The organism is Stenotrophomonas sp. STEN147 (genome assembly GCF_056757995.1).
Window position 1 is genome coordinate 90,615 of sequence record NZ_JBRRCG010000012.1, and the last position, 19,062, is coordinate 109,676.

Below are 19,062 nucleotides of genomic sequence, written 5' to 3' on the forward strand. Positions count from 1 at the left end.
GCAGCAACCACGACAACGGCGGGCCCGCATAATGCAGGCAATGGATGACCATACGATACCCACTGGCAGCGCGCGCCGCGGCGCGGGCTGGACGCTGATCTCGCTGCGTCCGCAGGGCCAGCATGCGGCGCTGCGCCGCGCCGTTGCTGGGCTCGGCGGGCAGCTGGTGGCGCTGTCGCCGTGGCGGCTGCAACGCTTGCAGGGCCCTGCCGTGGTGCGCCAGCTGCAACGCGCGCTGAACTGCGATCGGGTGGTGTTCACCAGCCCCGCCGCCGTCACGGCGGCTGCCGCGCTGCTGCCGCTGCGCCCGGCGCAGCACAGCCCGTGGCTGACGGTCGGCGAGGGCACCGCACGCGCGCTGCAGGCGCACGGCATCAGCGAGGTCCACGCGCCGCAGCGGATGGACAGCGAGGGGTTGCTGGCCCTGCCGGTACTGGCGGGCGTACATGGCCTGCGGATCGGGCTGGTCACCGCGCCCGGCGGCCGGGGCCTGATTGCCGCCCGGCTGCAGGCGGCGGGTGCCAGCATCGAACGTGCCGACGTCTATCGGCGCCAACCGCTGCGCCTGTCGCCTCGCACCCTGGCACGGCTGGGACAGTGTTCTGCGCCTTGGCTGATGGCGGTCAGCAGCGGTGAAGCCCTGCAACGCGTGTGGGAGCAGCTGTCGCCGCAGTGGCAGCAGCGGCTGCAGGCCCGTGCCACCGCGCTGGTCGCCAGCGAACGGCTGGGCGTGCAGGCGCAGGCGCTGGGCCTGCGGGTGGTACGCAGCGCGGGGCCGACCACCCCGCAGTTGATCGCCGCTGCACACACCACGCTCACCGGGCCGGCAGCGACCTGAACAGGGACGTGGGTCACGCTTGCCGCTGTCGTCGGCAACAGGGATGCTGTGCCTGACGCTGCCTGCCGGAACCCTTCCGGCGACGCCGCCGACAAGGAAGCCTGATGAACGACACCGCCCCCGTTTCCCCGCCCCGCCGCTCCCTGCGCTGGCTGCTGCTGCCGCTGGCGGTGGTGGCCGTGCTCGGTGCAGGGGGCTATGCCGGTTGGCGTTTCTGGCAGCAGCAACAGCATGAGCAGGAAGCGCAGTCACGGACGATGGCGGTGCAGTTGCAGGGCCTGGAGGCCACGCTGGATGCGCTGCGTCGCGACCAGCGCGCAACCAGCCAACGCCTGCAGGACGCGGCCGCAACCAATCGCGTGCTGCGCGACGAAATGCTGGGCCTGTCGCAGCGCAGTGCGCTGCTGGAGGAAAACCTCGCCAAGCTCGCCGACAGTGCCAACCAGGGCCGGCAGGCCGTGCAGCGCGACGAGGCCGAACTGCTGCTGACCCAGGCCGCACAGCGCTTGAACTACGCCGACGATGTCGAAGGTGCCCGCCGTCTTTATGCACAGGCCGCGACCGCGCTGGCCGCGCTGCCCGACAGCGAGGGCCTGAACCTGCGCCAGGCGCTGGTACAGGAGCGCGATGCCCTCGATGCGTTGGGTGCCGGACCCCGCGTTCAGGCGCTGCAGCGACTGGATGCGTTGGCCGGAGCCCTGCAGGGGCTGCCGACCCAGGTGACCAGTACGCCGGCCGGCGACCAGACACGAGCGTGGTGGCAGGCCGCTTTGGCGCCCTTCGTCGATATCAGCCCGAGCCGCCAGAACGGTCCGCTGACCGCCGCCGAACGGCGCAACGCCGACGATGCACTGCAACTGGAACTGACCCTGGCCCGGGCGGCGATCGAGCGCGGCGACCGTGCCGGCCGTGACGCCGCGCTGTCGCGCGTGGAGCAATGGGCACAGCGGCGCTGGCCGGATTCACCGGCCCTGCGCGCGCAGCGTGCTGAACTGCAGGCCTTGCGCCAGCTTCCGTTGCAGACCAGCAACACCGTCCTAGGCAGCACCCTGCAACAGCTGCGCACCCAGACCGACCGGAGGCTACCCGAATGAAACCCCTGCAATCCCTGGTCGTGCTGTTGCTGGCCGTGGCCATTGGTGTGGTCGCCGCGCAATGGCTCGGCACCGACGATCTCAACCGCTACGGCGAAGTGATTCTGCGCTATGGCGGCTACGACTATCACAGCAACCTGCCGAAGGTGGCGCTGCTGACGGTGATTGCAGTGCTGGTGCTGTGGCTGCTGTGGAGCCTGATCGCCGCACCATTCCGTGCGTGGGGCCGCTACCGCCGCAAGCAGGGCCGGGTGCGCCTGATCGATGGCCTGCAGGCTTACGAGCACGGCCAGTGGCAGCGCGCGGAAAAGCTGCTCGACGGCGCCGCCAAGGACCCGGAAGTGAGCGCGGTGGCGCTGGCCAATGCCGTGCGCAGTGCACAGGCACGTGCTGACGCCAGCGCAGGTGAGGCGCTGCTGCAGCGGCTGGGTGAATCCGATGCCACCCTGCAGGCGCTGCTGCGCGCCGAGCAACTGCTGGCGCGCGACCTGCCGGTGGACGCGATCAACGTGCTGGACGTGGCCGCGATCCAGCCGCTTCCGCCGCGTGGCCTGTGGCTGCGCACCGAGGCACTGGCCCGCGCCGGTCGTGCGCACGAAGCGTATGGACAGCTGGGCGCCCTGCGTCAGAGCAAGGTGCTGCCGGCCGAATCCAACAGCGAACTGGAAGCGCGCCTGGCCGCGCAGGCGCTGCTGGAAGCGGCCGACGTCAATGCGTTGGCCGCGCAGTGGGAAGCCACGCCGAAAGCGCTGCGGCCGACCCCCGACGTGGTGGGCGCCTATGCCAGCCGCGCGGTGGCGCTGAACTGGGACGAGCCGGCGCTGCTGGCGCTGGAGCACGCCCTGGACCAGCGTTGGGACGACGAACTGGTGGCCCTGTATGGCCGGCTGCCCGCCGAACGCCTCGCCACGCGCCAGGCCAACCTGCAGCGCTGGCGCAACGTGCATGACGATTCGGCGGCGCTGCGCCTGGCACAGGGCCGCGTCGCCCTGGCCCAGCAGCAATGGGACGCTGCCGATACGTTCCTGCACGAAGCGATCGCCAGCGGCGCCGGTGCCCCGGCCTGGGAAGCGCTGGGTGAGCTGTTCGCCCAGCGGGGTGAACACGCGCTGGCCGCACAGTGCCTGGCCAACGCGCTGCGCCTGCAGCGCGGCGAGGACAGTGTGGCGCTGGTGCGCACGGCAGGGGCCGGCGCCGATGAGGTGCCGCCGCGCGCCACCGTGGAGGACCTGCCGACGGTGCCGCAACCCCCGGTGTACAACGCCAACGAAGAGCGCGACGAGTTCGGCAACCCCCGTCTTCCCTGACCGGTGCAGTGCCGGCGAAGGGTCGGCACCCCACCGGGTCCGCAACGAAAAAGCCGCCCATCCGGGCGGCTTTTCCATGGACAGCCTTCTGCAGCGATCAGCGCTCGACGATCGCCACCACGCCCATGCCGCCTGCCGTGCAGATCGACACCAGCGCGCGGCCGCCGCCGCGTTCGGCCAGCTGCTTTGCGGCCGTGGCGATCACACGCGCGCCGGTAGCCGCAAACGGGTGACCGGTTGCCAGCGACGAACCCAGCAGATTGATCTTGTCCGGATCGATGCGGCCCAGCGGTGCCTCCAGGCCCAGCCGGTTGCGGCAGTAATCCTCGCTCTCCCACGCGCGCAGGGTGCACAGCACCTGTGCGGCAAACGCTTCGTGGATTTCGTAGATGTCGAAGTCCTGCAGGGTCAGGCCGTTGCGCTTGAGCATCTCGGGCACGGCCACGGTCGGTGCCATCAGCAGCCCTTCGCCGTGCACGAAATCGACCGCCGAGACATGCGCATCGCGCAGGTAGGCCTGCGGCTCGTGCCCATGGGCGCGGGCCCATTCCTCGCTGGCCAGCAGCACCGCCGCGGCACCATCGGTGAGCGGCGTGGAGTTGGCGGCGGTCAGGGTGCCGCGGCCGGACACCTTGTCGAACGCAGGCTTCAGCGTGGCCAGCTTTTCCAGCGAGGTATCCGGGCGCAGGATGTTGTCGCGCTCCACGCCGCGGAACGGCGCGATCAGGTCGTTGAAGAAGCCACGCTCATAGGCGGCGGCCAGCTTCTTGTGCGAGGACACCGCCCACTCGTCCTGCGAGTCGCGCGAGATGTTCCATTCCTTGGCCATGTCCTCGCAATGATCGCCCATGCTCTTGCCGGTGCGCGGTTCGGCCACGCCCGGGAACTCGGGCTTGAGTTCGGAGAACTTGAAGCCGGAGGTCAGCGCGCGGATCTTGTCGCCGGTGCTCTTGGCGCGGTTGGCGGCCAGCAGGCGTGCACGCAGCTTCTTGCCGTACACGATCGGCACGTCGGAGGTGGTGTCCGACCCGCCGCCGATGCCCGATTCGATCTGGCCAAGAGCAATCTTGTTGGCGACGGTGATGATGCTGTCCAGCGACGTGCCGCAGGCACGCTGCAGGGTGATGCCCGGGGTGAGCGGCGACAGTCCGGAGGACAGCGTGGCTTCGCGGCCCAGGTTCCAGTCGCTGGAGTGCTTGATCACCGCACCCATCGCCACTTCACCCAGCTGCTGGCCGTGCAGGCCGAAGCGTTCGACCAGCGCGCCCAGCGTGCGTACCGACATGCCGAGGTTGCCGACATCCGAATACGCGGTGTTCTGGCGGCAGAACGGAATGCGGACGCCACCGAGAATGGCGACGGGACGAGCGTTGGGCATGGAGATACCTGGCATGGATGAGGGTGTCTGCAACATGGCCTGCACGACAGAGCAGGCATAATGGGGCCAAGTGTAGCTGCCGCCCTGTGATGGGCCAACCGTGGAACCATGAGCAAACCCGACCCCGCGATGAATGCCCTTGGCGTGCTGGCCCTGGAACTGGCCGGCGGCGAGATCCCCCGCCAGGCGGTACTCAGCGCAGACCAGGCCGGTGAACTGGCCGAGCGCGTCGGCCGCGACCTGTCCAAGCTGGTACCGGCCGTGGCCGAGCTGGACCTGGTCCTGGCCGCCGCCCATTTCGACCCGGCCGAAGTGCTGCGCCCGGGCTGGCCGATCCATCGCCGCCTGGAAGAACTGCAGATGCGCGCGCCGGGCCGCAACCAGGGCCCGCGGCTGCTGGCCTTCGGTACCGATGCCAATGGCGATGTGCCGCTGCCGTTCCAGGCCGATGCGACGCTGGTGGGTGGCGGCCTGCGTGTGCTGCCGTTCCTGCTGACCGGCAGTGATGTGGCGACCACCCGTGCGGTGGCCGATGCGTTGGAAGAGGTGCTGCTGGCCAATGGCATGGCCCATGCCGATACCGCGCTGATGGCGCAGAACAGTTTCGGTGCCCGCATCGAGCATGCGCGCTATTTCACCGTGAACGACCTGGCCGCGATGATGTCGATGCAGTACGACAACCAGGGCCTGGGCGCGCTGTGGCCGTTGATCGAGACCGCGATCATGGCGCCGGGCGAGGATGAATGGCTTGAGGCCGCACCGGAGCCGTTGCTGCGCTACAGCCATGGCGAGGCGCGCATGGCGTTGTTCGATCCGGCCGGCTGGTGCGCCCACTACAGTCATGACAGTGGCGACTGCGATCGCCTGCAGGGCATCTATGAGCAGTTCCTGATGCGCCAGCGGCAGATGGCGGCAGTGCTGGAAGCACACGGTGTGCCGGTGCTGTTCGTGCATTGCGAGGCGGGACAGGACGCGCGCGAGTTGCTGGCGCGCTGACAAGGAAACGGCGGCCGTGTGTTGTAGAGCCGAGCCCATGCTCGGCTGCTCTTCCGGCGGTCTGAGCCGAGCGTGGGCTCGGCTCTACAGCAAGGGATGCAAAGAAAAACGCCGGCCTGCGCCGGCGTTTTCCAATCCAGCGGGGCCGGCCTTACGGGGCCTTCTGGATCACTGCGCAGGCCAGGCGCGCACCGGCGTTGCCGGTCGGCTGGCTGGTGTAGTCATCCGGATCGGCGTGGACGATCAGGCCACGGCCGATGATGTCGAAATCATCGCCCTTGCCGATGTTCACGTTGCTCGACACCGGGCCATCGATGGTGGCCACGCCCTTGTCGTCGGCCTTGATGTTGGGCATGTCGCCACCGTGGTGCGGATCACTGGCCACGCTGCCATGGTCCTGCTTGCCCGGGTTGAAATGACCGCCGGCGCTGGTGCCGTCCGGCGCACTGCAGTCGCCCTTCTCGTGGATGTGGAAACCGTGCTCGCTGCCGGGCTTCAGGCCACTGATCTGGCCCGTGACGTGCACTTTGCCGTCGACCCGCTTGAAGGTGACGCTGCCCTTGGTCTCGTTGCCCTGGGTGGGTGCCAGCTCGGCCGTGGCCGAGGCATCGGCGGTGGACGCCGGTTCTGCGGCAGGCGCAGGCTCGGTGGTTGCGCTCTCGGCCGGCGCGGCCGGCGGCGTCTCGGTCTGCGGGGTGTCGGCCGGCTTGCCGCAGGCCGCCAGGCCCAGGGCGGCGATGGCCGCGAACAGCGAAGTATGGATCAGACGCATGGATGCTCTCCTTGGAAGATGGCCGGCGGCGATCAGCGCGTCACGCGGATCACGCCGCAGGCGATGCGAACGCCGGCATTGCCGGCAGGCTGGCTGCGATAGTCATCGGCATTGGCATGTACGACCAATGCGCGTCCTGCGATATCGGTGGCGGCGCCTCCGCCCAGAGTAACGCCCTTGAGGTGGATGTCGACGTTGGCGCGGCCCTGGGCATCGGCACGCAGGTTGTCGATGTCGCCCAGGTGATGCGTGCCGGCACCGGCGCGACCGTGCGCGACGCCGCCGGGATTGAAGTGATTGCCCGCACTGCTGGCATCCACGGCGCTGCAGTCACCGCGCTCATGGATATGGAAGCCTGCCTGCTGCATCGGCTGCAGGCCACCGACCAGGCCGGTGATGTGTACGCCTGCCGGTTCGACCTTCAGCACCAGCCGGCCACTGACGATGCTGGCCGACGCCGGGGCCAGATTGGCCTCGGCCTGCTGTGCGGTGCTGGTCACGACCGGCGGCGGTGGCGTGGGCTGCGGCTTCGGCGTACTGCCACACGCGGACAGCAGCGCGGCGGCGGACAGCGGAAGAAGGGCAGGTGACAGGCGCATCGAAGACTCCTTGCAGGTGACACTACGGACGGCATCGTCCATGAGGGATCAACGGTTCGGCAAGCGGATGCGAGGATCGCGTGCAGGGACCGTTCAATGGGGGCCGCGGCGGCGGCCTGCGCCCAGCTTGCGGGTCAGCGTGTTGCGGCCCAGGCCCAGCCGCGCCGCGGCTTCCGCGCGGCGACCGTGGGTGATCTGCAGGGCAGCGTCCAGCAGGGCGTGATCGACGCGCTCGCGCACCTGCGCATGCAGCCCTTCCACGCCCTCCGCCAGTTGCCGCCGCGCCCACTCCGACAGCAGCGCCTCCCACTGCCCCGGGTCGGTGCCGCCGGTGCTGCTGCGCCGGGTGCGTGCCCGGTTGAGCGCGGTATCCACGTCGGCCACGCCGATGGTGTCGGCGGCGGCCAGTGCGGCCATCCGCCAGCACACGTTCTCCAGTTCGCGCACATTGCCCGGCCAGTCGTGCTCGCGCAGCGCCTGCAAGGCAGCGGCGGTCAAGCGCTTGGTCGGCGTATCCAGCCGGCGTGCGGCCGCCGCCAGGAAGGTGGTGGCCAGCTGCGCGATGTCCTCGCGGCGCTCACGCAGCGGCGGCAGCTGCAGGCGCACCACGTCCAGACGATGCAGCAGGTCGGCGCGGAACAGCCCCTGCGCCACCCGTCCTTCCAGGTCCTGGTGGGTCGCGGCGATCACGCGCACATCGACACGGATCAGTTCACGACCGCCGACACGGAAGAACTCGCCCTGCGCCAGCACGCGCAGCAGGCGCGTCTGCAGCGGCAGGGGCATGTCGCCGATTTCATCGAGGAACAGGGTGCCACCGTCGGCCTGCTCGAAGCGGCCGATGTGCCGGCGCTGTGCGCCGGTGAATGCACCGGCTTCATGGCCGAACAGTTCACTCTCCAGCAGCTCGGCGGGAATGGCGGCGGTGTTCAATGCCACGAACGGGCCCTGCGCACGCGGCGATTCGCGGTGCAGCGCGTTGGCCACCAGCTCCTTGCCGGTGCCGGTTTCACCGGTGATGAGTACCGCCAGCGGCGCCTGCGCGAGCCGGCCGATGGCGCGGAACAGCGCGCGCATCGGCGGCGTATCGCCAACCAGCTGCGGCGACGGGTCGGCGGAGGCCTCGGTGGCCGGTACCGGCGCGGCCAGTGCCGGCGCGACCGCCGGCAGCACGCGCTGGGCCAGCGCTACGGCATCATCCAGATCGAACGGCTTGGACAGGAATTCGTGCGCGCCGCCGCGGAAGGCGCCCGCCGTGCTGGCGACATCGGTGTAGGCCGACATCACCACCACCGGCAGCTGTGGCAAGGCGGCCTTGAGCTTGTCGAGCAGCACCAGGCCGTCATCGCCGGGCATGCGCACATCGGTGAACAGCAGTGCCGGCGGAGAGCCCTCGGCCAGCGCCTGCAGGGCGGCGGCGGCGCTGTCGAAATCATCGACACGATAGCCCGCCTCGCGCAGCGCGGTGCACAGCACGAAGCGCACGGCGCGGTCATCGTCGACCACCCAGATCCGCTGGGGTGAAGGGGACGCGTCAGACATCGCGCGGGGCCTCCTCGGCCGGAACGGTGCCGCTGCCGATCGGCAGCAGCAGGGTGAATACGGTGTGGCCGGGCCGCGAGCGGTAGGTCAGCGTGCCGCGATGCTCGCGCGCGACCTGCTGGGCCAACGCCAGGCCCAGGCCGGTGCCTTCGGCGCGACCACTGACCAAGGGCAGGAACAGGTGTTCGGCCAGCTCCTCGGGTACGCCGCGACCGTCGTCGGCGATCTCCAGCCGCAGCGCCAGCGTATGCAGCCGCTCGGCAACCCGCGCACCATGCTCCACGCGCGTGCGCAGGGTGATGGTGCCCGCGCCGGCCTGGATCGCATTGCGCACCAGGTTCCACACTGCCTGGGTAAGGCGGTCGGCGTCGCCATCCAGCTCGGGAATGCTGGGGTCGTAGTCGCGTTGCAGGCGCACCGCCCAGCCCGCTTCGTTCTCGGCCAGGCGCAGCACGCGCTCCAGTGCTGCATGAATGTTCAAGGCGGCATGCGGTGCGGCCGGCGCCGGCGACAGCAGCTGGTCAAGCAACCCGTTGAGGCGTTCGATCTCCGAACCGATCAGTTCAATCAGTTCGCGCTCGCTGGCATCGCGCTGTGCGGCACGGCGCGCCAGCAGCTGCGCCGCGCCTTTCAGGCCAGCCAGCGGGTTGCGCAGTTCGTGGGCCAGGCCCTTCAGCGCCGCGCTGAGTGCGCTCGGCAAGGCCTGGGTGGGGTCAAGCCCGGGGAACTCATCGACCGGATGCGCCTCCAGCAGCCAGCCGCCATCATCACGGCGGCTCATCCAGCCTTCGGCGAAGCGGGGTGCCTCTCCGGGTACCGCCAGTGCCAACCGGTGCAGGCGCAGGCTGTCACGCTCGTCGCGGGCCAGGAAGTGGGCCAGCGCCTCGCCCTGCACCTCCAGCGCCGCCAGGGGCTGGCCCAGCAGGCGACGGCCGCTGACGCCCAGCCAGCGGCCGAAGGCCGGATTGCAGCCGGCGATGCGGCCGTCGGCAGCGGCCCAGGCCAAGGGGGTACCCAGGGCATCGAGGGACGGTGGCGGCGCGGGGTCGGACATTGCACCAATGTAGTGCAAAAGCGTGGCGGATGCGTTCCTTCCGCAGCCCGGAGCGCCCCGCCGGGCTAAAGCTTCATGCTGAGGCCGACGAAAACGGTGCGGCCGGGGGCGGGCGAGAACATCGGCCGGGCACTGTCCCAGAAGAAGCTGTCGTACCACGCGTAGGCGTACTCGCGTCCGGTGACGTTCTTCAGCTGCAGGTCCACGCTCCAGCGCGGATTGATCCGGTACGCGGCAGTAAGGTCGAGCACGGCGAAGCCGCCGAACCTGCCGGCCACGTTGCGCTCTTCCAGGTAGTAGTCGCCCTGCGCGCGCGCCTGCAGGCCCAGCCGCAGTGCCTGGCTGGCCTGGTAGTCCACGCCCAGGTTGCTGATGTGGCGCGGGGTGGCGGCCACTTCGCGGCCCTGCAGGGACACGCCGGGGGCGCGGTTGTCGCGGGTGATCTTCGCTTCCTGGTACGCGTGCGAGGCCCACACCGTCCAGTCGTCGCCCACCTGCAGGCTCAACTGCGCGTCCACGCCACGGCGCCGGGTCTTGCCCAGGGTGACGGTGGTGCCGGTGGCCGGCATGTTGGACACCTCGTTCTCCGCATCCTGCTGCCATATCGCCAGGCGGGCCTGGGCGCCGTCAAAGGGCTGGAACTTCAGGCCCAGCTCCATGCCGGTGTTGGTGGAAGGACGCATCGGCGTCTGCCCGGGCGTGAGATAGGCCGGCGCGGTGGCACCGGTCAGCACCTGGAACGTGCGGCCCCAGTTCGCGTAGACGTGGGTGGTGTCGCCCAGGCTGTGGATGACGCTCAGCTTGGGCTGGCCGATGGTGCCGTAGTCCTGCAGCCGCCCGCGGGTGCCATCCATCAACCGCGTGCGGCCACTGAAGCGGTCCACGCGATAGGCCGGCACGATCTTCCAGGCGGCGGCTGGCTGATAGATGGCCTGCAGATAAGCGCCCACGTTGTCGAAGCTGTGGCGGTCGTCGTTCTGCACGCGGGCCGGCGGGCGGGTGAAATCGGTGGGTTCGGCGTAGGTATACCGCTCGCGGATGTAACCGTTGTCCTGCTGCTCGTAGTTCAACCCGCCCTCCACCGTCAGCGTGGCTGCGGGCTGCCAGGTAAGCGTGGTGAGCAGGCCGGCCTGGCGCTCGTCCCACAGCCGCCGCTGGCGCGGCAGGTTGCCGGTGGGCAGGTCGCTGAAGGTCACGCGCCGATCGTCCTGGTAACGGTTGTAGTACAGCCGGGTGCCGAGAACGAGTGCGTCGGACAGCTTCAGGTCCAGATGCGCGGCGAACTGGCGCATGTCGCGGTCGTCGCCGTCATGGGCGTTGCGCAGGTCGCTGCCACGGCGGTGCGTGCGCAGTTCCTCGGCCGTCATGAAGCCGGGCTCGTCCGCCTCGTGGTGATAGGCGCGCGCGGTCAAGCCCACGCGCAGGCCATCGTCCAGTGAACCGTAGAACCACTTGCCACCCAGCGAATACTTCCTGGAGGTGTCGTGCTCGCGATAACCGTCGCTGGCCTGGGTGCCGATGAAGTAGTTCTGCGCGAAGCCGTTGGATTCGCGGCCCACCGCCAGCTGCGCATCGCGCGTGTTGTAGCTGCCATACGCCAGCCGCGCATCGGTGTAACTGCCGCCCTGGCGGGTACCGAAGTTCACGTTGCCGCCGATGTTGTGCAGCCCATAACGCGGATCGTTGGTCCCGCGCACCACCTCGATGTAGCTGATTTCCAGCGGGAACAGCATGTCGATGAAGCGCTGGTTGCCGCTGTTGACGTTGCTCGGGATGCCATCGATCAGGGTCTTGATGGCATTGAGGTAACCCTCGCCATTGAAGGCGCGGAAGCTGACCTTGCCCGACTCGGCACCCTGGCGTGTTTCGGTCAGCTGGATGCCGGGCATCTGCCCCAGCAGTTCCCAGCTGTGGGACACGGTGCGGTCTTCAATCTGGTCTGCGCCCAGAACGTCAACGGAGGTGAGTACCTGGTGCGCGCTGAGGGCGCCTTCCCGGTGCTGGTGGACATCGACCTTGCCCAGGGTGAGCGCCGCGTCGGCTGACTGCGCCAATGCGTCAGGGGCAAGGGGAGCCGCCGCCAGGGCGGCCAGCAGCGTGGGGGTCTTCATGGGGAGGGAGATGGAGTGCCAAAAATGAAACTTTATAACATTTCAGTTCTGGCAACCATCGGGGGCGCCGGTCTGCCGGGCGTCAGGCAGACGGATAACCGGTCGCTTCCCTGGCCTTCTTCCACGCGATTTCAAATTCGCGCGCGCTGATCTCGTCGTCGGAATCGAAATCCAGGAACGAGACGGGCTGGTCAGCCAGCATGAAACGGTCATCGCTCTGGCCGTTTTCATCGGCCCATACCAGCTTGGAGCCGTAGATCTCCACCTGGCGGACGATCCTGTCGCCCCGTGCTTCCATCAGCACGTTGCCCTTGCCGAGGCCCGATTCGGCCCAGTGCTTGTAGTACTTCTTTGCGTTCTTCATTGCCGGAGTCCTGGCTGTGGAGGCAGCCGGAGAGTTCAGAGGGCGGCATTATCGCCCAGCGGGCACCGCAGGGGCCCGGCGATGACCTGCCATGCGCCCGTCGATCACGGCAGAGGGCCCCGGCTCACCGCCGGGGCCCTGCACTCACTTCTGCTGCAGGAAGGCCAGCAGGTCCTGGTTGACCTTGTCCTTGTGGGTTTCGGTCAGGCCATGCGGCGCACCCGGGTAGACGATCAGGCGGGCGCCCTTGATCAGCTTGGCCGACATGCGGCCGGCAACGTCGATCGGCACGATCTGATCGTCATCACCGTGGATCACCAGCGTCGGCACGTCGAACTTCTTCAGGTCCTGGCGGAAATCGGTTGCCGAGAATGCGGCGATCGAATCGTAGGTGTTCTTGTGCCCGCCCAGCATGCCCTGCGCCCACCAGGCGTCGATCATGGCCTGCGAAACCTTCGCGCCGGGGCGATTGAAGCCATAGAACGGGCCGGAGGGAATGTCGCGGTACAGCTGCGAGCGGTTTTCCAGCTGCGCCTTGCGCAGGCCATCAAACACTTCGATCGGTACGCCGCCGGGGTTGTCGGCGGTCTTGAGCATGAGCGGCGGCACCGAGCTGATCAGCACGGCCTTCTTCACCCGGCCGGTGCCATGGCGGCCGATGTAGCGCGCCACTTCGCCACCCCCGGTGGAGAAGCCCACCAGCGTCACGTCATGCAGATCCAGCGTGTTGATCACCGTGGCCAGGTCATCGGCATAGTGGTCCATGTCGTTGCCTTCCCACGGCTGGCTGGAGCGTCCATGACCGCGGCGGTCATGCGCGATCACGCGGTAGCCATGGTCGGCCAGGAAGATCATCTGCGATTCCCAGCTGTCCGAGTCCAGCGGCCAGCCGTGGCTGAAGGTGACCACCGGGCCATCCTTCGGACCCCAGTCCTTGTAGTAGAGCTGCACGCCATCGGCGGTGGTGAGGGTGCTGGCGGTACGGGCGACGGCGGTGGAGGGCGCCGCTTGCGCAGCCTGGGCGGACAGGCCGGCCTGCAGGGACAGAGCCAGGGCAGTGGCGGCCAGGGTGCGGGTGACGGTGTTCATGGTGGAATCTCCTGCGAAGTGAGTGGGTTTCGACAGGTCCACTTTGCGCCCCTTTCCGGGACTGTTTGCTACATAAAGTCCTTAAAATTTGACCATTCGTCCGCCAATCCCGACGCCGACGACCGCATCCACGCGCGGGCATCGCCGCGGCCCGGTCTACGGTCCGCGGGCCGGCAGCGCCACGCCCTTCGGCCACAGCATCCACAGGCTGCCCTGCTGCTTCATGTCGCCGGCCAGCTTCCCGGCGGCATCACCGGTGCCCCAGTACAGATCGGCTCGGACTTCGCCGGCAATGGCGCCACCGGTATCCTGCGCGGCCACCGGGCGTACCAGCGGCGTGCCGTCCGGACGGGTGGTCGACAGCCACAGCAGGCTGCCCAGCGGTACCACGGTGCGATCCACGGCAACGCTGTAGCCGGCAGTCAGCGGTACGTTCAACGAACCGCGCGGGCCTTCCGGGCTGTCCGCGCTGCGCACGAAGAACACGTAGCTGGGATTGCTGCGCAGCAGCTCCGGAACACGCGCGGGATTGGCCTTCGCCCACGTGCGGATGGCGTCCATGGTGACGTCTTCCTTGCGCAGCTCGCCCTGCTCCACCAGCCAGCGGCCGATGGCGCGGTAGGGATGGCCGTTCTGCTCGGCGTAGGCCAGCCGCACCTGCGTGCCATCGGCCAGGCGCACCCGGCCCGAGCCCTGGATCTGCAGCAGCTGCAGGTCCATCGGATCGGTCAGCCAGGCCAGTACCGGCGCCTTGGCACCCTTGCCGGCGATGGTGCCTGCGTCGTCATAGGGCTTGAGTACCTTGCCGTCCAGGCGGCCGCGCAGGCGCTTGCCCTTCAGTTCGGGGTAGACGCTGTCCAGCTGCACCACGATCAGATCATCGGGGGTGCCATAGACCGGCACTGTTGCCGTGTCCGTGCGGCTGAGGCTGCCGGGGTAGATCGGCTCGTAGTAGCCGGTGATCAGGCCTTCGGCCTGCTGGCCACCCGCACGCAGCGCATACACGTCCAGATCACGCTGCAGGAACTGGCGGATGGCGACCGGGTCCTTGTCTGACACCGCAGCGGCTGTGGCGCAGGGTCTGGCCCAGACCGCATCGTTCTTCAGGCGGGTGCAGCTGCTGCGCCAGGCGACGAAGCCGGCCTGCAGGTCGCTGTCCGAGACCGGTGGCAGCGCACTCCATTCAACCCTGGCGTAGGTGGCCGCAGCGGGCGTGGCAGCGGCAGGCGTGCCTGGGCGGGTGCCGGGGGTGGAACACGCGGCGAGCAGGGCTGCACCGAGCAGGAGGAGCAGCGCGCGCGGCAACGACTTAACAGTGATCATGGTCGCAATGTAGTGGGGCGGGTGCTGGCCCGGCAACCTCATGCAGGTGTAGTGCGGGCCCATGGCCGGCGGAAAGCGGATCCCGCGCTGTGCGCTCGCCGGGCATGGCCCGGCGCTACCGGCATTCCGACCCGGCGCTGGCGGTCACGGTGTCTGCAGCAGCAGCGAGTACAGGATGCGCGCGTCTTCCGCATCCAGCGTCTTCGGCAGATCATCGCTGCCACGGAATCGACGGTGGAACGCAGCCACCGCCGCGTCCCGATCCTCCAGCGGGTAACCGAAGCGGGCCAGCGCATTCCAGGCATCGAAGCCTTCCGGTGCGGGACCATCGCTGGCACGCGGCCACACGCCGAAGCCGGCCTCTGCCAGCTGCTGCCACGGGAAGAAACGGCTGGGATCCTGCTTGCGCGTCGGCGCCAGGTCGGCGTGGCCGATGACCTGCCGCGGCGGAATGTCCAGGCGCGCGGTGAGGTCGCGCAGCAGCACGATCAACGATTCGATCTGCGCCGCGCTGAAGGGCGTGCGGCCGTTGTTGTCCAGCTCGATGCCGATGGACGCCGAGTTGAGGTCGGTGATGGTGCCCCATCGGCCCGTGCCGGCATGCCAGGCACGACGTTGATCGCTCACCAGCTGGTAGCGATGGCCGTCGGCGCCGATCAGGTAATGCGCGCTGACCCGGCCGCCGCTGTTGGCGGTGCGCAGCGTGCGCAGGCTCTGCTGCACCGAATCCTGTTCGGTGTGGTGGATGACGATGATGACCGGACCCCGCGCGTTGTGGTTCGGCGAGGGCACCCAGGTCGCGAGCGGATTGCGCGGCTCCGGCGGAGCGGACGCACAGGCGGCCAGCAGCAGGCAGGCCGAGAGCAGCAGGGACGTGCGGATCGGGTGCATGCCCCTGATTGTGCGCGATCGGGATGGATCGTGCATGGAGGCGCACGCGGCGCGTGGCCGGTGCCCTGACGGACGCAGCCGGGCATGGCCCGGCTGCACAGCGTGCGGGCAGCCCTTCCGGACCGCCCGCCCCTGCATCAGGCCTCGTACGCGGATTCGCCGTGCGAGGTGACGTCCAGGCCGGTACGTTCGGCCTCTTCGGTCACGCGCAGGCCGACCACCACCTTCACCAGCAGCAGGATGACCGCGGTCACCACGGCGGACCAGACCACCGTCAGGCCGACGCTGACCACCTGCACCCACACCTGGTGGCCGATATCCAGATCGGCCTTGGTGCCGCCCAGCGACTGCGCACTGAACACACCGGTGAGGATCGCGCCGACGATGCCGCCGACGCCGTGCACGCCGAACACGTCGGCCGTGTCATCCACCTTCAGCAGGCGCTTGAGACCGGTGACGCCCCACACGCAGACGGTGCCGGCGACGAAACCAATGACGATGGCCCCCAGCGGCCCGACCGTGCCGCACGCAGGCGTGATGCCGACCAGGCCGGCCACCGCGCCGGAGGCCGCACCCAGCGCCGACGGCTTGCCCTTGCCGATGGCTTCCACCAGCGTCCAGCCCAGCACTGCGGCGGCGGTGGCCAGCACGGTGTTGAGGAAGGCCAGCGATGCCACGGTATCGGCCGCGGCGGCGGAGCCGGCGTTGAAGCCGAACCAGCCCACCCACAGCAGCATCGCGCCGATATAGGTGAACGGTACGTTGTGCGGTTTCAGCGCGGTCTGGCCGTAGCCAAGGCGCTTGCCGACGAACCACGCGGCGACCAGGCCGGCAACGCCGGCGTTGATGTGCACCACGGTACCGCCAGCGAAGTCGATCGCGCCCAGCTCACCCAGGTAGCCACCGCCCCAGACGATATGCGCCATCGGGATGTAGCTGAAGGTGAACCACAATGCCGAGAACAGCAGCACCGCACGGAACTTGATGCGCTCGGCGAAGGCACCGACGATCAGCGCGGTGGTGATGCCGGCGAAAGTCGACTGGAAGGCGACGAACAGATAATCCGGCAGGCCCGCGATCGGCGTGTTGCCCACCGAGTCGGGCGTGAAGCCCTTCAGGAACGCGAACTCGGTGAATGAACCGAAGAACGGATTGCCGGCGCTGAACACCGCGCTGTAGCCGTAGGACACCCACAGCAGCAGCACCAGCGAGAACACCACCAGGATCTGGCTCAGCACGGACAGCACGTTCTTCGAACGCACCAGGCCGCCGTAGAACAGGGCCAGGCCCGGCACCACCATCAACAGCACCAGCAGGGTGGAGGTCAGCATCCAGGCGACGTCGCCGTGATCGAAGGCCGGGGCCGCAGCCTCGGCAGCCGCGGGAGCGGCGGCGGCCGGTGCCTGCAGCGGCTCGACCGCTACCGGTTCACTGCTCAACGGTGTCACCTGGGCCTGGGCGTGGGCGTTGCCCGGCCAGACGCCCGCGGCCAGCGCGCTGAGCAGCATCAGCAGGCACACGAGATGGAACCGGGCTTGCCACCCGGTAAGAAGGCGCATCTTCATTGGGGGAGTCTCCGGAAGGGGGTTACAGCGCGTCTGCACCGATTTCGCCGGTGCGGATGCGGATGACCTGTTCGACGGCGGTGACGAAGATCTTGCCGTCACCGATCTTGCCGGTACCTGCCGACGATTGGATCGCCTCGATCACCGCATCGGCGCGCTCGTCGGTGACCACGGTTTCGATCTTGATCTTGGGCAGGAAATCGACGACGTACTCTGCGCCGCGGTACAGCTCGGTATGGCCCTTCTGGCGGCCGAAGCCTTTCACTTCGGTCACGGTGATGCCCGACACGCCAGCATCGGAGAGGGCCTCGCGGACCTCGTCGAGCTTGAACGGTCGGATGATGGCGGAGATCAGTTTCATGCGCATGTCCCGATGGTGGATGGGGCCAGCGCGCCAACGCGCGATGGCATCAGGCAACCACGGGCCATCACATCGATGGCCGTGGCTGTTGCACCGGACACGAACGGGGCCGGGACGGTCGTGCCTCTCTCCTTGCACGACCGACGCGGGAGGGAGGGCGGCCCATGTCGCGTATCCGGTCTCTCTTGCCCCTGGATCAACGGACCCACGGTCCGCTCTACCACGGTGGGCCGGAGCCCACCCTGCGGCTCCCCAGCCGCAAAGATCGGAGGCGATGGCGGCGGGTGGGAGGGGGAAGCCCGCCGCCATCGCCGCCCGGTCAACTGGCGTAGTACAGCTGGTATTCCAGCGGGTGGGTCGCCGCGCGGAACTTGGTCACTTCCTGCATCTTCAGGGCGATGTAGCCGTCGATGAAGTCATCGCTCATCACACCGCCGGCCTTCAGGAACTCACGGTCCTTGTCCAGCGCTTCCAGCGCCTGGTCCAGCGAGGAGCAGACCTGCGGAATCAGCTTCTCTTCTTCCGGCGGCAGGTCGTACAGGTCCTTGTCGCTCGGTGCGCCCGGGTCGATCTGGTTCTTGATGCCGTCCAGGCCGGCCATCATCAGCGCGGTGAAGGTCAGGTAGCCGGACTGGATCGGATCGGGGAAGCGCATTTCGATGCGGCGTGCCTTCGGGTTGGAGACCCACGGAATGCGGCACGAGGCCGAACGGTTGCGCGCCGAATAGGCCAGCATCACCGGTGCTTCGAAGCCCGGCACCAGGCGCTTGTAGCTGTTGGTGCCCGAATTGGCGAAGGCATTGATGGCGCGGGCATGCTTGAAGATGCCGCCGATGTACCACAGCGCCAGCTGGCTCAGGCCGCCGTAACCGTCGCCGGAGAACAGGTTGGCGCCGCCCTTGGAGAGCGACTGGTGCACGTGCATGCCGCTGCCGTTGTCGCCGACGATCGGCTTGGGCATGAAGGTGACGGTCTTGCCGTTGCGGTGCGCGACGTTCTTGATGACGTACTTCATGCGCAGCAGCTCATCGGCCTTCTGCACCAGGGTGCTGAACTTGGTGCCGATCTCGCACTGGCCGGCGGTGGCCACTTCGTGGTGCTGCACTTCCACTTCGATGCCGACCTGTTCCAGCGTCTTGCACATTTCCGCACGCAGGTCGTGCAGGGTGTCGGTCGGCGGCACCGGGAAGTAGCCGCCCTTCACGCCCGGACGGTAGCCGCTGTTGGCGCCGTCGTACTTCGCGCCGCTGTTCCAGGCGGCTTCTTCCGAGTCGACCTTGAAGAAGGTGTTGCCCATTTCATTGGCGAAACGGACCGAGTCGAAGATGAAGAATTCCGGCTCCGGGCCGAAGAACGCCGATTCGGCGATGCCCGAGGACTTCAGGTAGGCCTCGGCGCGCTTGGCGATGCCGCGCGGGCAGCGGCCGTAGGCCTGCATGGTGGCCGGATCGAGGATGTCGCAGCTGATCACCAGGGTCGGATCGGCGTAGAACGGATCGACATAGGCGCTGGACGGATCCGGCAGCAGGACCATGTCCGATTCGTTGATGCCCTTCCAGCCGGCGATCGAGCTGCCATCGAACATCTTGCCTTCTTCGAACAGCGACGCTTCGACGATGCTGACCGGGAAGGTGACATGCTGTTCGACACCGCGCATGTCGACAAAGCGCAGATCGACGAACTCGATCTGGTTGTCCTTGATCAGCTTCTCAACGTTTTCCACGGACATCGGTACGACCTCGGATGGGAATGAATGCCTGCTGAGGTACAGCAATGAC

17 protein-coding genes are annotated in these 19,062 nt (G+C 68.3%); 4 read left to right on the forward strand and 13 right to left on the reverse strand.

Translation table 11 applies throughout. The features are described 5' to 3' along the window. Positions 1-31 precede the first annotated feature (31 nt). The 3 genes from ACVOKU_RS13085 to ACVOKU_RS13095 all read left to right on the forward strand — a co-directional run bounded on the left by ACVOKU_RS13085 (position 32) and on the right by ACVOKU_RS13095 (position 3,239). On the forward strand, positions 32-838 hold the full coding sequence (locus tag ACVOKU_RS13085) for a uroporphyrinogen-III synthase (protein WP_481560130.1): 807 nt from the start codon (positions 32-34) through the stop codon (positions 836-838). A 104-nt stretch (positions 839-942) separates the two neighbouring features. Further along, complete coding sequence (locus tag ACVOKU_RS13090) at positions 943-1,932, forward strand: uroporphyrinogen-III C-methyltransferase (protein ID WP_481560131.1); 990 nt, start codon at positions 943-945, stop codon at positions 1,930-1,932. After that, positions 1,929-3,239, forward strand: a complete 1,311-nt coding sequence (locus ACVOKU_RS13095) for a heme biosynthesis HemY N-terminal domain-containing protein (protein WP_053518053.1) — start codon at positions 1,929-1,931, stop codon at positions 3,237-3,239. Before ACVOKU_RS13090 ends, ACVOKU_RS13095 begins: the two co-directional genes overlap by 4 nt. A gap of 97 nt (positions 3,240-3,336) precedes the next feature. On the opposite strand, the gene ACVOKU_RS13100 is transcribed toward ACVOKU_RS13095, so the two are convergent. Then, entirely contained in the window at positions 3,337-4,632 is a 1,296-nt protein-coding gene (locus ACVOKU_RS13100) for an acetyl-CoA C-acetyltransferase (protein WP_111186508.1), read from the reverse strand. Positions 4,633-4,725: 93 nt separating this feature from the next. Between ACVOKU_RS13100 and ACVOKU_RS13105 the strand changes: the two genes are divergently transcribed. Continuing rightward, positions 4,726-5,613, forward strand: a complete 888-nt coding sequence (locus ACVOKU_RS13105; protein ID WP_481560132.1) for a hypothetical protein — start codon at positions 4,726-4,728, stop codon at positions 5,611-5,613. A gap of 151 nt (positions 5,614-5,764) precedes the next feature. On the opposite strand, the gene ACVOKU_RS13110 is transcribed toward ACVOKU_RS13105, so the two are convergent. From ACVOKU_RS13110 to glnA, 12 genes are all read right to left on the reverse strand, one after another. Beyond that, positions 5,765-6,385 (reverse strand): superoxide dismutase family protein, encoded by a 621-nt coding sequence (locus ACVOKU_RS13110; protein WP_065174141.1) that lies wholly within the window; start codon positions 6,383-6,385, stop codon positions 5,765-5,767. Positions 6,386-6,417: 32 nt separating this feature from the next. Further along, positions 6,418-6,984, reverse strand: a complete 567-nt coding sequence (locus ACVOKU_RS13115) for a superoxide dismutase family protein (protein ID WP_074902335.1) — start codon at positions 6,982-6,984, stop codon at positions 6,418-6,420. A 93-nt stretch (positions 6,985-7,077) separates the two neighbouring features. Then, entirely contained in the window at positions 7,078-8,526 is a 1,449-nt protein-coding gene (gene ntrC / locus ACVOKU_RS13120) for a nitrogen regulation protein NR(I) (RefSeq protein WP_065174140.1), read from the reverse strand. Further along, positions 8,519-9,580 carry a two-component system sensor histidine kinase NtrB gene (locus ACVOKU_RS13125; RefSeq protein WP_481560133.1) on the reverse strand — a complete coding sequence of 354 codons (1,062 nt, stop codon included), beginning with the start codon at positions 9,578-9,580 and terminating at the stop codon, positions 8,519-8,521. The genes ntrC and ACVOKU_RS13125 overlap by 8 nt, the downstream gene beginning before the upstream one ends. 65 nt (positions 9,581-9,645) lie before the next feature. After that, positions 9,646-11,691 carry a TonB-dependent receptor gene (locus tag ACVOKU_RS13130; protein ID WP_481560134.1) on the reverse strand — a complete coding sequence of 682 codons (2,046 nt, stop codon included), beginning with the start codon at positions 11,689-11,691 and terminating at the stop codon, positions 9,646-9,648. Between the two features lie 82 nt (positions 11,692-11,773). Next, a complete protein-coding gene (locus ACVOKU_RS13135; protein WP_053520269.1) occupies positions 11,774-12,055 on the reverse strand; it encodes a hypothetical protein in 282 nt (93 codons plus the stop codon). Positions 12,056-12,199: 144 nt separating this feature from the next. Then, entirely contained in the window at positions 12,200-13,144 is a 945-nt protein-coding gene (locus ACVOKU_RS13140) for an alpha/beta fold hydrolase (RefSeq protein WP_481560135.1), read from the reverse strand. Between the two features lie 156 nt (positions 13,145-13,300). Further along, positions 13,301-14,467: a murein transglycosylase A gene (gene mltA, locus ACVOKU_RS13145; RefSeq protein WP_481560136.1), complete on the reverse strand. Its 1,167-nt coding sequence runs from the start codon at positions 14,465-14,467 to the stop codon at positions 13,301-13,303. Positions 14,468-14,611: 144 nt separating this feature from the next. Continuing rightward, a complete protein-coding gene (locus ACVOKU_RS13150) occupies positions 14,612-15,358 on the reverse strand; it encodes an N-acetylmuramoyl-L-alanine amidase (protein ID WP_065182073.1) in 747 nt (248 codons plus the stop codon). Between the two features lie 137 nt (positions 15,359-15,495). After that, a complete protein-coding gene (amt, locus tag ACVOKU_RS13155) occupies positions 15,496-16,923 on the reverse strand; it encodes an ammonium transporter (protein WP_053520267.1) in 1,428 nt (475 codons plus the stop codon). A 22-nt stretch (positions 16,924-16,945) separates the two neighbouring features. After that, complete coding sequence (locus tag ACVOKU_RS13160) at positions 16,946-17,284, reverse strand: P-II family nitrogen regulator (protein WP_004134334.1); 339 nt, start codon at positions 17,282-17,284, stop codon at positions 16,946-16,948. Between the two features lie 319 nt (positions 17,285-17,603). After that, positions 17,604-19,013 (reverse strand): type I glutamate--ammonia ligase, encoded by a 1,410-nt coding sequence (glnA, locus tag ACVOKU_RS13165; protein ID WP_053520266.1) that lies wholly within the window; start codon positions 19,011-19,013, stop codon positions 17,604-17,606. Between the last annotated feature and the right edge of the window lie 49 nt (positions 19,014-19,062).